Source organism: Kitasatospora sp. NPDC048545, assembly GCF_040651155.1.
GTDB lineage: Bacteria > Actinomycetota > Actinomycetes > Streptomycetales > Streptomycetaceae > Kitasatospora.
Genome location: NZ_JBEZIQ010000019.1, coordinates 69,036 through 84,179 on the forward strand (window position 1 = coordinate 69,036; position 15,144 = coordinate 84,179).

General features: G+C 70.9%; 18 protein-coding genes. 14 read left to right on the forward strand and 4 right to left on the reverse strand.

Features of this window, described 5'->3' with window-relative positions; genetic code table 11:
- Positions 1-5 precede the first annotated feature (5 nt).
- The 4 genes from AB0D10_RS19615 to AB0D10_RS19630 are packed head-to-tail and all read left to right on the forward strand — an operon-like array spanning position 6 to position 6,004.
- Positions 6-2,291, forward strand: coding sequence for an NHLP family bacteriocin export ABC transporter peptidase/permease/ATPase subunit (locus tag AB0D10_RS19615; RefSeq protein WP_360257783.1), 2,286 nt, complete (start codon positions 6-8; stop codon positions 2,289-2,291).
- On the forward strand, positions 2,288-5,260 hold the full coding sequence (locus AB0D10_RS19620; protein WP_360257785.1) for an NHLP bacteriocin export ABC transporter permease/ATPase subunit: 2,973 nt from the start codon (positions 2,288-2,290) through the stop codon (positions 5,258-5,260). Before AB0D10_RS19615 ends, AB0D10_RS19620 begins: the two co-directional genes overlap by 4 nt.
- 34 nt (positions 5,261-5,294) lie before the next feature.
- Complete coding sequence (locus AB0D10_RS19625) at positions 5,295-5,645, forward strand: YciI family protein (protein WP_360257787.1); 351 nt, start codon at positions 5,295-5,297, stop codon at positions 5,643-5,645.
- A gap of 5 nt (positions 5,646-5,650) precedes the next feature.
- Positions 5,651-6,004 carry a YciI family protein gene (locus tag AB0D10_RS19630; protein ID WP_360257789.1) on the forward strand — a complete coding sequence of 118 codons (354 nt, stop codon included), beginning with the start codon at positions 5,651-5,653 and terminating at the stop codon, positions 6,002-6,004.
- Positions 6,005-6,046: 42 nt separating this feature from the next.
- Here AB0D10_RS19630 and AB0D10_RS19635 read toward each other — a convergent pair whose 3' ends face one another.
- A complete protein-coding gene (locus AB0D10_RS19635; protein ID WP_360257792.1) occupies positions 6,047-6,247 on the reverse strand; it encodes a DUF397 domain-containing protein in 201 nt (66 codons plus the stop codon).
- Entirely contained in the window at positions 6,240-7,178 is a 939-nt protein-coding gene (locus AB0D10_RS19640; RefSeq protein ID WP_360257794.1) for a helix-turn-helix transcriptional regulator, read from the reverse strand. The genes AB0D10_RS19635 and AB0D10_RS19640 overlap by 8 nt, the downstream gene beginning before the upstream one ends.
- A 223-nt stretch (positions 7,179-7,401) precedes the next feature.
- Between AB0D10_RS19640 and AB0D10_RS19645 the strand changes: the two genes are divergently transcribed.
- The 10 genes from AB0D10_RS19645 (at position 7,402) to AB0D10_RS19690 (ending at position 13,657) form a co-directional block, all read left to right on the forward strand.
- Complete coding sequence (locus tag AB0D10_RS19645) at positions 7,402-7,764, forward strand: ATP-binding protein (RefSeq protein WP_360257797.1); 363 nt, start codon at positions 7,402-7,404, stop codon at positions 7,762-7,764.
- Entirely contained in the window at positions 7,761-8,012 is a 252-nt protein-coding gene (locus tag AB0D10_RS19650; protein ID WP_360257800.1) for a hypothetical protein, read from the forward strand. Before AB0D10_RS19645 ends, AB0D10_RS19650 begins: the two co-directional genes overlap by 4 nt.
- Before the next feature lie 187 nt (positions 8,013-8,199).
- The gene (locus tag AB0D10_RS19655) at positions 8,200-8,433 is read left to right on the forward strand and encodes a hypothetical protein (protein ID WP_360257802.1); all 234 of its coding nucleotides are present in this window, start codon (positions 8,200-8,202) and stop codon (positions 8,431-8,433) included.
- The gene (locus AB0D10_RS19660; RefSeq protein WP_360257804.1) at positions 8,414-8,938 is read left to right on the forward strand and encodes a DUF6879 family protein; all 525 of its coding nucleotides are present in this window, start codon (positions 8,414-8,416) and stop codon (positions 8,936-8,938) included. Before AB0D10_RS19655 ends, AB0D10_RS19660 begins: the two co-directional genes overlap by 20 nt.
- 30 nt (positions 8,939-8,968) lie before the next feature.
- On the forward strand, positions 8,969-9,817 hold the full coding sequence (locus AB0D10_RS19665; protein ID WP_360257806.1) for a helix-turn-helix transcriptional regulator: 849 nt from the start codon (positions 8,969-8,971) through the stop codon (positions 9,815-9,817).
- Between the two features lie 399 nt (positions 9,818-10,216).
- A complete protein-coding gene (locus tag AB0D10_RS19670; protein ID WP_360257808.1) occupies positions 10,217-10,636 on the forward strand; it encodes a hypothetical protein in 420 nt (139 codons plus the stop codon).
- Positions 10,637-10,725: 89 nt separating this feature from the next.
- The gene (locus tag AB0D10_RS19675) at positions 10,726-11,289 is read left to right on the forward strand and encodes a hypothetical protein (RefSeq protein WP_360257810.1); all 564 of its coding nucleotides are present in this window, start codon (positions 10,726-10,728) and stop codon (positions 11,287-11,289) included.
- On the forward strand, positions 11,253-12,098 hold the full coding sequence (locus AB0D10_RS19680; RefSeq protein ID WP_360257813.1) for a hypothetical protein: 846 nt from the start codon (positions 11,253-11,255) through the stop codon (positions 12,096-12,098). Before AB0D10_RS19675 ends, AB0D10_RS19680 begins: the two co-directional genes overlap by 37 nt.
- A complete protein-coding gene (locus tag AB0D10_RS19685) occupies positions 12,095-12,649 on the forward strand; it encodes a GNAT family N-acetyltransferase (protein ID WP_360257815.1) in 555 nt (184 codons plus the stop codon). Before AB0D10_RS19680 ends, AB0D10_RS19685 begins: the two co-directional genes overlap by 4 nt.
- Positions 12,650-12,937: 288 nt before the next feature.
- The gene (locus AB0D10_RS19690) at positions 12,938-13,657 is read left to right on the forward strand and encodes a G1 family glutamic endopeptidase (RefSeq protein WP_360257818.1); all 720 of its coding nucleotides are present in this window, start codon (positions 12,938-12,940) and stop codon (positions 13,655-13,657) included.
- Between the two features lie 98 nt (positions 13,658-13,755).
- Here the strand turns inward: AB0D10_RS19690 and AB0D10_RS19695 are convergent, their stop codons facing one another.
- Positions 13,756-14,397 carry a hypothetical protein gene (locus AB0D10_RS19695; RefSeq protein WP_360257820.1) on the reverse strand — a complete coding sequence of 214 codons (642 nt, stop codon included), beginning with the start codon at positions 14,395-14,397 and terminating at the stop codon, positions 13,756-13,758.
- Positions 14,394-14,981 (reverse strand): RNA polymerase sigma factor, encoded by a 588-nt coding sequence (locus tag AB0D10_RS19700; RefSeq protein ID WP_360257823.1) that lies wholly within the window; start codon positions 14,979-14,981, stop codon positions 14,394-14,396. The genes AB0D10_RS19695 and AB0D10_RS19700 overlap by 4 nt, the downstream gene beginning before the upstream one ends.
- Between the last annotated feature and the right edge of the window lie 163 nt (positions 14,982-15,144).

Consider the following 15,144-nt stretch of genomic DNA (forward strand, 5'->3'; position numbering starts at 1 on the left):
CTCCGATGACAGCCACGATCCCGGAGACCACCCGGACCACCGACCCGGCACCCGGACCGGGCGGGAAGGCCGGGAAGAAGAACCGCCGCGGCCGCCCCACCCGGGCGGCCGCGCCGCGGCGCTGGCGGCACGCCGTACCGACCGTCCTGCAGATGGAGTCGGTCGAGTGCGGCGCCGCCAGCCTCGCCATGATCCTCGCCCACCACGGCCGCTGGGTGCCGCTGGAGGACCTGCGCGGCGTCTGCGGCGTCTCCCGCGACGGCGCCCGCGCCTCCACCCTGCTCAACGCCGCCCGGACGTACGGGCTCACGGCGCGCGGCTACCAGACCGAGGCCGAGAAGCTCCGCGACCTCGACGGCCCGGTGATCATCTTCTGGGCCTTCCAGCACTTCATGGTCGTCGAGGGCGTCCGCACCCGGTACGGACGCACCGTCGTCGCGGTCAACGACCCGGCCAGCGGCCCGCGCCTGATGGAGTGGGACGAGTTCGACTCCGGCTTCACCGGGATCGTGCTCTCCTTCGAGAAGGGCCCCGGCTTCGAACCCGGCGGCGACCGCGGCGGCATCACCCGCGCCCTGCTGGAACGCCGGCTGCCCACCGGACGCGCCATGCCGCTCGTGCTGCTCGCCAGCCTGCTGCTGGTGCTCCCCGGCATCGCGATCCCCGCCTACACCCGGGTGTTCATCGACCGGGTCCTCACCGGCAGCGGGAGCGGCTACCTCCTCCCCCTGCTGGCCGCCATGACCGCCACCGCCGTGGTCGTCTTCGTGCTGACCTCCGTCCAACGGCACTACCTGCTGCGGATCGAGATCCGGATGGGGATGGTCAGCTCCGCCCGGTTCTTCCGGCACCTGCTGCGGCTGCCCGTCGACTTCTTCCTGCAGCGCCGCCCCGCCGAGGTCGCCAAACGGGTGTCCGGCAACGACGTGGTCGCCGAGATCCTCTCCCGCGACCTCGCGCTCACCGTCATCAACCTCGGCCTGGTGCTGTTCTACGCGGCCGTGCTGATCCGCTACGACATCCTGCTCGGCGTGGTCGGCGTCGGCATGGCCCTGCTCAACATCGTCGTGCTGCAGGCCGTCGCCCGCTCCCGCACCGACGCCGTCGCCGCCCTGCGCACCGACCGCGGCAACCTCACCGCGACCACCTTCACCACCCTCTCGCTGATCGAGACGGTCAAGGCCACCGGCGCCGAACCCGACGCGTTCAGCCGCTGGGCCGGCTTCCTCGCCAAGGTCGTCACCGCCAAGCAGAAACTGGGCATCCCGAGCGCCGTGCTCACCGTGGTGCCGCCGATGCTGGCTGCCCTCAACAGCGGACTGATCCTGCTGGTCGGCGGGCAGCGGGTGGTGGACGGCGCGATGAGCGTCGGCATCCTGGTCTCCTTCCAGACCCTGCTCGCCGCGCTCAGCCGCCCCGTCACCCAGCTCACCAACCTCGGCGGGCGCCTGCAGGACGTCACCGCCGACATCAAGCGGCTGTACGACGTCGAGCGCTACCCCGTCGCGGCCGCCTTCGCCACGCCGGAACCGGAGGCCGGGCCCAAACTGGACGGCACCCTGGAGTTCGAGCACGTCCGCTTCGGCTACAGCCCGCTGTCCGACCCGATCATCAAGGACCTCAGCCTCACCGTGGTCCCCGGCCGCCGGATCGCCGTGGTCGGCGGCTCCGGCAGCGGCAAGTCCACCCTCGGCCGGCTGCTGACCGGCCTCTACACCCCGTGGTCGGGCCGGATCCTGCTCGACGGGCGGCCCCGCGAGGAACTGTCCCGCACCGTCCTGGCCTCCTCCCTGGCCTACGTCGACCAGGACATCTCGCTGTTCGAGGGCACCGTCCGGGACAACCTCACGCTGTGGAACGACGACGTCCCCGACGAGGCGGTCACCGCCGCCCTGCACGACGCCGCCGTCTTCGACACCGTGATGACCAGGCCCGGCGGCATCCACAGCGCCGTCCTGGAGGGCGGGCGCAACTTCAGCGGCGGCCAGCGCCAACGCCTCGAACTGGCCCGTGCGCTGGCCACCGAGCCGACCCTGCTGGTGCTGGACGAGGCCACCAGCGCGCTCGACCCGGAGACCGAGCGGGTGATCATGGACAACCTGCGCCGCCGCGGCTGCGCCTGCCTGATCATCGCGCACCGGCTCTCCACCGTCCGCGACGCCGACGAGATCATCGTGCTCCAGGAGGGCGAGATCGTCGAACGAGGCACCCACGACGAGCTGTTGACACTCGGCGGGCACTACAGCGCGCTCATCGAGTCCGCGCGCCGCGAGGAGGAGGACCAACTGTGAGTGTTGCCCTGGAGGCCTTCTCCCCCTTCTTCACCGACGCCGCCGAGCCGGTCGAACCGCTCGCCGACCGCTACCTCGTCCTGGACGACCCCGGGCGGATGCTGCTGGTCCACTCGGGCGCCGTCGACCTGTTCGCCGTCAGCCTCGACTCCGGTGCCCCGCAGGGACGTTGGCACTTCCTCTGCCGGATCGAGGCGGGCACCCTGGTGCCCGGCGCGGCCACCGGACCGGGGCGCGGCATCGGCATCGTCGCCCGCCCCGTGCTCGGCGCCGAACTCTCCTACCTCGCCACCACCTGGGTCGAAGGGCTCTCCGCCCGCGGCCGCGAGTGCGGCACCGCCGCCGGCGCCGCCGTCCGTGCCCTGCCCGAAGGCGAACAGCAGCAGGCCGCCGACCAGTTCCTGGCCGGCCTCGCCCGCGGCCTGACCGCCCTGGCCGGGGCCCTGCGCGACACCCTGCCGCCGCGCGAGTTCACCCCGCTCGACCCGGCCGGGCCGACCGCCCTCAAGCGAGGCCAGGCACTGCGCTCGGTCGACGGCCTGCAGTGGGTCCGGGTCGAGGAGGGCACCGTCGAAGCACCCGGCGGCGCCGCGGGCGAACTCGCCGAGGGCACCGAACTCTGCCTCACCGAGAGGGACTGGCTGGTCGCCACCGGCGCCGCCACCGTCCGGGCCCGCTCCCCGCGCCAACTGCTCGACGAGGGCGGCCTCTGGGAACGCCTCGCCACCCACTGCGGCCGGCTGCTGGACACCGTCGACCGCCGCATCGGCACCCGCCGCGACAGCGAGACCGAACTGATCGCCGCCCGCCGCGAACGCGACGCCGGCACCCTCGCCGAATCCGCCCGCGGCTTCGAGACCATCCTGCGCGACACCGCCTCCCGGCTGCGGATCGGCGACGCCACCGGCGACGACCCCACCCTGGCCGCCGCCCGGCTCGTCGCCTCCCACGAGGGCTACACCGTCACCGCCCCCGTCTCCGGCAACGGGCACGACCGCCGGCTCGACCGGCTGCAGGCCATCGCCATGGCCTCCGGCGTCCGCACCCGCTCCGTCCGCCTCGACGGCCGGTGGTGGCGCCACGACCTCGGCGCGATGATCGGCTACCGCAAGGCCGGCGCCCCCGTCGCCCTGCTGCCGCTAGGCGACGGCTCCGGCGGCGGCTACGTCCTCGCCGAGGGCGGCAAGGTCACCCCGCTCACCCCGAAGCTCGCCGCCGAACTGCAGAACAAGGCCACCGTGCTGTATCGGCCGCTGCCCGCGGCCGTCCGCACCGTCGGCGGCCTGCTCCGGTTCGGCCTGCGCAACAACCGGCGCGACCTGTGGATGTTCACCGGCATGGCCGCGCTGGTCGCCCTGATCGGCCTGCTCGTCCCCGTGATGACCGGCGAGGTCCTCGGCACCTTCGTGGCGCACGCCCAGCGCAACCTGATCACCGAGGGCGCCCTGGTCGTGATCGGCTCCGCGATGGCCGTCGCCGCACTGTCCATCGTGCAGAACATCGCCGTGCTGCGGATCGAGAGCCGCTCCACCGCCGCCATGCAGGTCGGCGTCTGGACCAGACTGCTGTCCCTGCCCGCGCCGTTCTTCGCCAACTACTCCACCGGCGAACTCGGCACCACCGTGCTCGGCGTCAGCGCCGCCCAGGAGACCCTGTCCGGGATGATGACCACGGCGACCCTCGGGCTGCTGACCGGTCTGGCCAACCTGGTGCTCGTCTTCTTCTACGACCTGCGGCTGGCCGGCCTCGCCACCGCCCTCGTCCTGATCGGCGCCGGCTTCGCCCTCGTCGCCGGGCGGGTGGAGGTCCGCTGGCAGCGCCGGCTCTACGCGCACGAGCAGACCATGTCCGCCCGGGTCTTCCAACTGCTCACCGCCATACCCAAGTTGCGGGTCACCGCGGCCGAGGACCGGGTCTTCGGGGTGTGGGCCGCCGAGTTCGGCAAGGGCCGCGGCCTCGCCGCCTCCTCCCGCCGGGTCCAGAACGCGGTCACCACCTTCAACGCCGGCTTCCCGCTGGTCTGCTCCGTCATCGTCTTCGGGGTGATCGCCGGCCCGCTCGGCGGCAGCGTGCCGATCCCGGTCTTCCTCTCCTTCTTCACCGCCTTCAACCTGCTGATCGCCTCCAGCCTGCAGTTCACCTCCGCCGCGGTCACCGCCATGGGTGTGGTGCCGATGCTGGAACGGCTGCGGCCGATCCTGGAGGAGAAGCCCGAGGTCGACGACAGCAAGGCCGACCCGGGCGACCTCTCCGGACGGCTCGGCCTCAGCCACGTCACCTTCCGCTACGGCCAGGACGGCCCGCCCGCCCTCCAGGACGTCACCCTGACCATCGAACCCGGCGAGTTCGTCGCCGTCGTCGGCCCGTCCGGCAGCGGCAAGTCCACGGTGCTGAGGCTGCTGCTCGGCTTCGAACGGCCCGAGGCCGGCACCGTCCTCTACGACGGCCAGGACCTGGGCGAGCTGGAGGTCTCCGCGGTACGCCGGCAGTGCGGCGTCGTCCTTCAGCACGGCGCGCTGCTGGCCGGCGACATCAAGGCCAACATCGTCGGCTCCACCAACCACACCCTCGACGACGCCTGGGCGGCCGCCGAGATGGCCGGCATCGACAAGGACATCGCGGCCCTGCCGATGGGCATGAACACCGTGCTCTCCGAAGGCACCAGCACCCTCAGCGGCGGCCAGCGGCAACGGCTCATGATCGCCCGCGCCCTGGTCTCCCGGCCCCGCATCGTCTTCTTCGACGAGGCGACGAGTGCGCTCGACAACCCGACCCAGCGACTGGTCACCGAATCCACCCGTCGGCTCAACGCCACCCGCGTCGTCATCGCCCACCGGCTGTCGACGGTCGCCGAAGCCGACCGGATCATCGTGATGGACCAGGGCCGGGTGGTGCAGCAGGGGCGGTACGAGGAACTGCTCGCCGACCGGGACGGGCTGTTCGCCCGGCTCGCCAGCCGCCAGATGTAGTCCGTCCGTTGTTCGTGGGTTCCGGGGAGGGGACATGGAGTACGCGCTGCTGGTCTTCGGACAGGAGACGGACTGGGACCGGATGACGCCCGGGGAACGCGAGGCCCGCTTCACCGCCAACCGCGCCTTCGGACGCGAACTGGCCGAGGCCGGCGTACGGATCGCCTACGGCGCGCGGCTGGCCCGGCCGGCCGCCGCCGAGGGCGAGGCCCGGGCGGAAGACGGCGTCCTGGAGGTCGGCGGCCTCTGGGTGATCGACGTGCCCTCCGAACAGGAGGCGCTCGGCTGGGCGGCGAAACTGCCGGTCAGCGAATCGGGCCGGGTGGAGGTCCGTCGCTGCGACGGGCCACCGCGGACCAACCGGCCGGTGCGAACGGAGAACTGAGGATCATGGAATACACCCTGCTCATTCACGGCGACGAGCGGGTCTGGAACGGGCTGACCGAGGCGGAGGAGGCCGCACTCGACGCCGCGCACGCGAGATTCGGCCGGACGCTCGCCGAGGCGGGGATCGCCGTCCGCTACGGCGGCGGGCTGCACCGCAGCAGCAGCGCCCGGCTGGTGGTGCCGGGGGGCCCCACTGGGGCGCCGGTCTCCGACGGGCCGTACCGGGAAGGGCACGAACACCTGGGCGGGCTCTGGGTCATCGACGTCGCCGATGAGGCGGAGGCGGTGGCCTGGGCCCGCCGCATGCCCTCGGCACCGGGCGACCTCGTCGAGGTCCGCCCGGTCCGGGTGACCTGAGGATTTCGCCCCGTCGAGCACCCGCTCGACGGGGCGAAGTGCTCAGGCGCCGCCGATGAAGTGGTCGAACTCGCCGGCCTTCGCGCCCCGGAGGAAGGCGGCGAACTTGGCGGGCGAGGTGCGGACGATGACGTCGCCCTCGTCGGACTCGCGGAGTTCGATCAGCCCGTCGGAGGTACGGACCTCAACACATGCGTTGCTTGATCCGGAGTAGCTGGACTTCTGCCATTCGGGGCTACTCATGACTGCCCTCTATCTCCTTCTTGATCGATCGGATGAAGTGTCGCGAGTCATCTTCGGAGAGGGCTACGGATGACATCCGATCGAGGATCTCGCGGTAACTTTCCAGGTCAGATGGCACATCGAAGAGTGGACAACCGAAGCTGATGTCGATCTGCACAGTGTCCAGCTCGGGCACCGGGCCAGCAATATAGACGAAGTTCTCGCTGGGACCGGGCAGCGATTCGATCTTAAACGGCACGACTCGGACCGAGATGCCGGGGCTCTCGGAATGGTCGACGAGGGCGCCAAGTTGCTCGGCGAGCGCCGCCGGTCCGCTGAACTGCATGCGGAGCGCGGCTTCATGGATGAACGCCGTGTAAGGCGTGGCGCCATCCCGGACGACCTGCTGCCTCCGCAGGCGGAAGCCCAAGCGGAGATCGACATCGGCCTGCGGCAGTGGCGGGATGGCGCGCGCGAACACCGAAGCGGCGTAGGCCGGAGTCTGAAGCAACCCCGGCAGGAAGGTGATCGAGTAGGTGGAGATGCGCCGGGCATGGGCTTCGATCGCCGCCACATCGAGCAGGTCGGTGTTCAGGTTCGGGCTGTACTCCTCCCACCAGCCGGTCTCTCGCTCCCGGGTCATGTCAGCGAGCGCATCAATCAGCGGCTTGTTGCCGCACCCGCAGGCCGCCGCGATCTCACGCAGACGCGCCTCGGCCACAGCCGACTTCCCGTTCTCCATCTGACTCACCAGGGCAGCAGTCACCCCGAGCAGACGGGCGAGGTGGCTGCCGCCGAAGCCTGCTTGCTCTCTCATCCTCCGCAGTTCGGCCCCGAGGCGTCGCTGACGAAGGGTGGGGATTCGAAGGGCCATGGCGTCCTCTCTGCCGGTACAGAGGCCAGTGTGCCGCGCCGGGCGCTGGCGGATCCATCCGGGCTCGGCGGCGCGCATCCCTCGCTCGGAGGAACCCTCCCGCGTTCGAATTTAATTTAAGAGTCGATGCGCTATCGTCATCCTTGGCTCGATCCGACGGATCGTCAGCAATGCCTGCATCCCGGGCAGTAGGCGCCTGCTGCCCCGGCACCGAAGAGCAACCAGCCCTACTCCGGCCTGGCCTGGCTCACGGCGACGCCCGTCGTCTCCTCTCCCACACCACAGCCTCACGGAGGTTCCCGTGTGCACCCGTAACACCCCCTCGCTCACGCTCAGCCGGCAGGCCCTGCGGGACGTCCTGACCCGCAACGGCTGGCACCCCGAGACCATCTTCAACGCCGAACTCGCCCTGATGGAGCTCCTCGTGAACGCCTGGCGCCACGGCGACACCACGGCCCCCGTCGTCTGGTTCTCCCTCCTCGGCCACACGCTCCGCGTCACTGTCTCCGACGAGTCCGACGCCGTCCCCCAGCAGCGGACCTCGGCCGAGTTCGCCGAGACCGGCCGCGGCCTCCAGCTGGTGGAGGGCCTGACCCACCGCTGGGGCATCGACCCCCAGAAGCGCGGCAAGAGCGTCTGGTACGAGCTGGACTCCGCCGCGTGACCCGCCAACCCGTCGCCCCGGACGACCCGCGGATGCTCGACTACAGCGGGCCGCAGATCACGGCCCTCCTGGGCGAACTGCACCGACGCGGAATGCCGTACGGGCTCCTCTGGGGCTCCGCCTCGCCGGGCGAGTCCACCCTCGACGGGCGCATCCTCGTCGACTTCGGCAACGCCCCGGTCAGCACCATGCTCAACCTCCTCCACCTGCTCCGCGACCTGGACCGCAACGAGGCGTGGGCCCCGTAGAACGAGCAGCACTGAGACACGCGGAGGCCCTCGCCCACCCATGGCGAGGGCCTCGCGGGCACGCCCGACGGAGTGCAGGGAAGTGACGCCCGTGCCGCCCGTGCGCCGATGCGCCGTTGACGGCGTCAGCGGGCCGAGTTCAAGGTCGTCACAACTGAGCGCAACAGACGCATCAGCGGAGGTGGTCATGGAGCTACGATTCCTCGGCAAGGACCCGGAGTCGGGCGATCACGGATGCCCGTCCGTGTGGCTCGACGAGGAGCGCGGGGAGCTGGTGATCCAAGGCTGGAAGGCAGATCTGGCAACGGAGGCCGAGTGCCGGAAGGCCGGCCCCATCCCGGAGCACGAGGCCGTGGTCCGGATCCCCAAACGCATGATCCCGCTTCTCAGGGAGGCCCTTCGTGGCGCAGACGCTCTCTAGCTTCGCCGATCTGATCCGATCCGCGCAGCACTCCGCGGTGCACCTGGAGATGCGGGACTGGTACGCGGTCGAGAACGAGACCGACGGGTTCACCGCATGGCGTCAGGGCAAGAGGCTGGACCCCGAGAACCGGGACTCATGGTGGCGGCCGTGGCTGGACCTGGTGCAGGAAGTCACCCGCAAGGGCGTCGCGATTCGTCGCGCTAGGGTCGTCTCTGAACCGGTGAGCGAGTACATTCGCTTCGAGCATTCCGGGACCTTCACCAATATCGCGGCGGGTGAGGAGATTCGGTGGCTTCCCAGGCGTGGTGCGTCGGGAATCGCGCTCCCCGGGAACGACTGCTGGATCTTCGACGGTCGTGTCGTCCAGTTCAACGTCTTCGACGGCGACGGCCGGTGGGTCCACACTGATCAGACCGACGAGCCGGCGGTGGTGGCGCTTTGCGTCTCGGCCTTCGAGGCCGTGTGGGACGCCGGGGTCCCGCACCAGAAGTTCACCCTCTAGCGCCTACACCGGAAGCCGATCGGCCGGTTCATGCCCACCTCTCCGCTGTCCAGTGCGAAGGCCGCACGCGCAGAGATCGCCGCACGCCTGGACGCGATGAAGAGGGACGCGGGGCTCACCGGGGATGAACTGGCCGTCCGGTGCGGGTGGCACAAGTCGAAGTCATCGCGGATCGCGCGCGGTCTGACCGCGCCTTCGGATGCGGACATCCGTGCCTGGTGCGCCGTCTGCGGATCCGAGGACCAGGCCTCGGACCTCATCTCGGCTTCACGTTCCGCCGACTCGATGTACGTGCAGTGGCGGCAGATCCACCGCGACGGCATGCGACGGATCCACGAGAAGACCCTCCCGTTGTACCAACGAACACGGAACTTCCGGGTCTACGCATCCAACGTCGTGCCGGGAATGCTGCAGACAGCCGGGTACGCAACAGGGCTCCTTCGGTCGATCACCGACTTCCATGGGACGCCTGATGATGTCGACCAGGCCGTTCGAGCCAGGACCGGACGATCGGCCGTGATCCAGAACGCCGGCCAGCGGTTCGCGATCCTGGTCGAGGAAACGGTCCTGTACTACCGAGTGGCGGACGACGCGGCCATGGCCGGCCAGCTGGAACGCCTGTTGTCGGTCATGGCTCAGCCGAACGTCTCCTTCGGGATCATCCCGCGGGGCGTGCTCCGTACAGTGTGGCCGCTCGAAGCGTTCTACGCCTTCGACGACGAGCTGGTCGCGGTGGAGACCCTGACGGCCGAGATCAACATCTCCTCTCCCAGCGAGATCAGCACCTATCACCGGGCCTTCGTCGAACTGGCGAAGCTCGCCGTCCGAGGCGTGACGGCACGGACCTGCATCGCCAAGGCCATCGACTCGCTCGGGTGAACCGGTGCAACCGGGTGCAACTTCATCGACCGCACGGCCCTCGGCTCCCTACCGTCCTGCTGACGACATCTCATCAGGTGTGGGGAGCTGATCTCATGGCCGCCGGCGAATGCCCGGGATGTGCGTTCTTCGTCGATGCGAAGGCGCGCTACCCGGCCGACGAGTACCCCACCATCGGCCGGATGCTCGTCCGAACTCACGCACAGCACTTGGCTCACGGGGAGTGCCTGGCGCCCTCTCGCCCGGTCCTCACGCCGGAGGAGCACACCGGTGCCCCACTGGCCTCCGAGAAGCGGTAGCCGCAAGCCGACTTGCCGGGCCTCCTCCCGCCGGACCCGCACCCCTGCACTGCTGCTCGTCCGCTTCCGGGCGAGCAGGCCAACCCGATTGGAGAGTCCCATGAGCACCACCACCATCAGGCCCCGCACCGAGTTGGACGAGCTGGGCAAGTTCTTCACCATCGCCGCGCGTCGGAACGACGCTGGCCAGGCCGCGCCGGAGATGTTCTCCGGCGCCATCGACGCGGCGTGGCACACGCTCGTCGACGACCCGGCCGCGCACGAGACGTTCGCCGTCCAGCACGCCGGCCGCAGGCTGGCGCACGTCGAGAGCTCGGGCATCGGCTTCGTCTCCTGGGTGAGCGCGTACGAGGAGGCGTACGGTCCCCTGCCCGCGATCTGGTTCACGGACGCCGACGGCGCGGTCAACACCAAGGCCCTGGCCCGGTACCGCGAGACGGGCGAGGTCTGGGCCGAGTGGAACTGCTCGCCCGCGCCCGGCGACGGCGACGATCTGACCGCCACGGCAGCCCACCGGTGATCACCGCACCATCCGGCGGAGCGTCCCGGCCGACCGCCGGGGCGCTCCGCCTCATCGAGGCCCGGACCGACAATCCGACCACCGTGAACGTGAGCAACTACGTGGCCGCCATGCAACGGCACTGCCCGTTCCTCCAGCCGTCCACCGCGCGCGGTATGACCAGGTGGTCCGTCTACGAGATCGCGCCCGGCACGCACCGGTACGCCATCGAAGCGGAGCTGTTCCACGCGGGTGTGCAGGCCGCCGAGTGGATCCGGCCCCTGATGGCCCGGCCTTACGGTGCGCTTGCGTGCGAGAACGTGGTGCTGGTCGGGCAGTGCCCCGACGCCGGCCACCGCGAACTGATGGACTGGCCGCACTGGGCCTTGAAGCACCTCTTCGGTCCGGTCGGCGTGATGTTCGGCAAGTTCGCGAAGGGGGTTTCTGAAGTCAGCCGATCCGGGCACACCGTCCCGTCGGCACCCTTCTCGTTCCTCCCGGTGCGTGCGGCCGTCCGCCCCCTCGATCCGAAGTTCCTGACGGGCACACCCGACCTCGCGGCGGCAGTGGCCGGTGCCGTGGACGATGGCCGCGCCGTCTTCGAACACATCCCCTGCGAATGGAAGGCAGTACGCGAGTGGGCGAGTTCACTTCCGAGGCCGTCGAAGCGCTGAAGGCAGCGGAGGCCGTCTGCGGACCGGTCGCACTGGAGCAGATCAGCGACCGGCGGGGCTCGGCCGTCTGGAAGGCGACCGGGCCCCGGGGCATCGCGAGCATCAAACTCGGTACCGGGGAGGCCGCTGAGGTCACCGCTCGCGAGGCCTCCGTACTGGATCAGCTCCCCGGCTACACCGTGACCGCCGGCCGGTTCGACAACGGTGTCTGGCTCGTCACCCCGTGGCTGGTCGGGCCGTCGACGTGGCAGGTCTTCCGCCCCCTACGCAGGGGCGAAGGAGGGCGGGACGAGGCCCTGACCGCTGCGGTCGGGCTGTGCCGCGCCGTGGACGGCCTCCACGGCGCAGGGTGGGTGCACGGCGACCTCCAGCCCCAGCACGGCGTCCACGGCGGGGCCGGCACGGTCCGCCTCCTCGACTTCGCCTGGTCCCGGCAGGTCGGCACCACTCCGTGGACCGCGTTCCACGGCACGATGATCCACCTCACCGCCCCGGAGTTGGCGGCCCGCATCATCGCCGGCCCCCAGCCCGTCGACACGACACAGGCCTCCGACGTCTACGCCCTCGCCGGCGCCCTGTGGACCTGCGTCACGGGCAACTGGCCGCTTGACTACGAGGCCGCCGGACTCGGCCGGGGCACACCGGTGGAGGCGATTCGGGAAGCCATCGCCACCAGATCCCTCCGCCTGTCCAGCACGATGCCCTGGCCCGCTCTTCAGACCCACCTGCGGGACGCCCTGCTGTCCGAGCCCCCCGACCGGCCGACCGCTGCCGAACTGGCCGCCCTCGTGGAAGCGGTGAACGAGTGATCGAACTGCGAGAGCTGACCACTGCCGACACCGCAGCCCTCCAGCGGATCTACAGCCCGACATCGACCCGGTTCCTCGGACGGGGGCCGATGGACACTGCCGAAGCCCGCCGCGTCACGCACGACGCGGCGGCCTCGCCCACCCGGTCCCCGCGTACGGACTTCACCCTCGGCCTCGATCTCGACGGCGACCTGCTCGGGATCACACGGCTCCACCTGGACCGCCCCGCCGCCGCACTCAGTTACATCCTGCGCGCGGACGCCTGGGGGAAGGGCCACGCGACCGAGGCGGTTCGCAGGACTCTCGCCCTGGGCTTCGACCGCCTCGGGCTGCCCGAGATCCACGCCAGGCACCACCCGGACAACCCGGCCTCCGGCCGCGTCCTCCTCAAGGCAGGATTCGTCCCGACCGGCGAGCACGCCGGGTTCGTCACCTACGCCGTCCAGCCGGCCCGGACTGCCCACGGCTACAAGCCGTCCTGCCGGCGCTTCCCGAACGATCGCGGTGTGGTACCTCCCGATCGCCATGAAGTGGTGCTCGGAACCGCGTAACCCACGAACGGTCCGTACCAGAGCACACAGGCCCCTGCCTCTGGGCCCGCTTCCTGCGCGCAGGGAGCGGGCCCTACCCATGCGCGCCGTGGTGGAGGGCGCTACGGGCGGGGCAGCGAACGTCAAGTCCGTTACCCACCATGGTAATTCCTTCTTCAACCTTCGCGTCGCTCCCCTTGCTCGGCTCATGACAGGTCGGCAATCCTGCTCGTGCCACGCCACCACGGCCACCCCCACGGATCGAACCGGCGTGAGAGCCGCCTGCCCGTCCCCCACGAAGGAGCAAGCATGCGCAGTGTCCTCATACGCGTCGCCACCCTCGCGGCAGCTGCCGCCACCGTCGCCGCACCGGCCGTACCGACCACGGCGGCGGCCGCACAGGCGCTGTCGTTCCGCCCGCTGAGCTACAACACCAACGGCTACAACTGGGGCGGTTACGCCGCCCAGGGCAGCGGCTTCACCTCGGTCTCGGCGACCTGGACCGAGCCGCGCGCGACCTGCAACTCCACCAACGACCTGTACGCCCCCTGGGTCGGCATCGACGGGTACGGTTCCTCCACCGTCGAGCAGACCGGGGTGGCGACCGACTGCTCCTCGGGCAGCCCGGTCAACCAGGCCTGGTACGAGATGTACCCGGCGAACCCGGTCTACCTGAGCACCGGCTCGTACCCGGTGTCGGCCGGCGACTCCATCAGCGCCTCAGTGACCTATACCGGGAACAGCAAGTACACCCTCAAGCTGACCGACTCCACCCGCGGCTGGACGTACACCACCACCAAGACGTTGTCCGCACAGCGGACCAGCGCCGAGGTCATCATCGAGTCGCCGACCGGGTCCTACCCCAACTTCGGCACCCTGAGCTTCACTTCGGCCACGGTCAACGGCAAGTCGCTCGGCTCCTACGGCCCGGTCGCCCTCGACCCCAGCGCGAACGGCACCTACGAGGCCCGCACCAGCGGCCTGGGTTCCGGCGGCACCAGCTTCACCGACACCTACCTGCACCAGTAGCCGCACCGTACGCCGAAGCGGCCCGCTCCCCGGCACCGGGGAGCGGGCCGCCGGCGTTCGACCCCGACCCCGCCCGTGACGGACCGGGCCCGGGCGGTTCAGCCCACGCCGATTCCGCTCTGGGAGAGGGGGAAGCAGCCGGGGGTCTCCTTGGTCAGCGAGATGTCCACGTTCCCGACGGTGCCCGGGTGGAGCGCGCCCTCGGGCGCCGTGTTGACCAGCAGCAGCTTCTCGCCGGGCGGGATCGCGGCGGGGTGCAGGATCGTGATCCGGCCGTTCTTGGGGTCCATCGACGTCACCGACTCCAGTCGGCTGCCGTCGGTGGTGACGCGGGTGTGGCAGTCGGCCGATGCCGTCATGACCAGTGCGGGCACACCCACCGAGCGCAGGGCCTCCTGGAGCCCGGACCAGTCGGCGCCGATCAGCTGGAAGGAGACGGTGCCGTCCGTGTTGGGGGCCACCGTGTAGGAGGCGGTGGTGAGCCGCACCGCCGTCGAACCGCCGTCGGCCGCCTGGGAGGCCGTGACACCGGGTTGCGAGGCGGGGGCCCCACCGGTGGCGCCGCCGTGCGGCACCAGGACGACCGCGGTGACGGCGGCGGCCAGCCCGAGGCCGGTCGTCACCAGCTTGCGGGTGTGGCGCGGCCGGACCCGGACCGGGGCGCCCGCGGCGGGAAGGTCGGCGGCACGGGCGGCGAGTTCGGCGCCGAGCTGCTGCTGGAAGTGCAGGGGCGTGTTCACGAGGCGGCCTCCAGGAGGGCGTTCACGGACGTACTGGCGGTGCCGGCCTGCGGGACGGCCTTCTGCAGTGCCTTGCGGGCCCGGTGCAGCCGCACCCGGGCGGTGGCCGCGCTGATGCCCAGGACCTTGGCGGCCTCGCGGACGGCGAGCCCGTCGACGGCCACCAGGTCCAGCACCGCGCGCAGCGGCTCGGACAGGGCGGCGTGCCTGCCCGCCAGCCCGCGGGCCTCGCGGGCTGCGTCGATGCGTCCTTCGATCGCGGACACGTCCTGGTCGTCCAGCATCCGCTGGCCGGCGATCCTGGCCACCGCGTCGAGCTCGCGGACGCTGCCGCGGAAGTGGGCGGCCAGGACGTTGCGGGAGATGCCGTACAGCCAGGCGACGGGCGCGCCGCGGCGGGCGTCGTAGCGGTCGGCCTGCTCCAGTGCCGTCAGGAAGATGTCGGCCGTCAGATCGGCGGCCAGGTGCACGCTGTCGGTGCGGCGGGTGACGAAACCGAGCACGGTGTCGAACTGCTGCTGGTAGAACACGGCGAACGCCGCCGGGTCTCGCGAGGGTGGTGCTATCGGGTGCTCCGCTGACACGGATGACTCCTTGGGACGACGAGCACTTCCTTACGTCTCTACTTGGCTCGCACGATCCGAAGCGTTACACGCGCGTCTCCGCTGCGTGGCCGCGCCTCGGCGCCGACGGCCGGAGCGCGGCCCGTCCGCCCCACGACCGCCCGGGGGGACCGGCCCGGCGGGT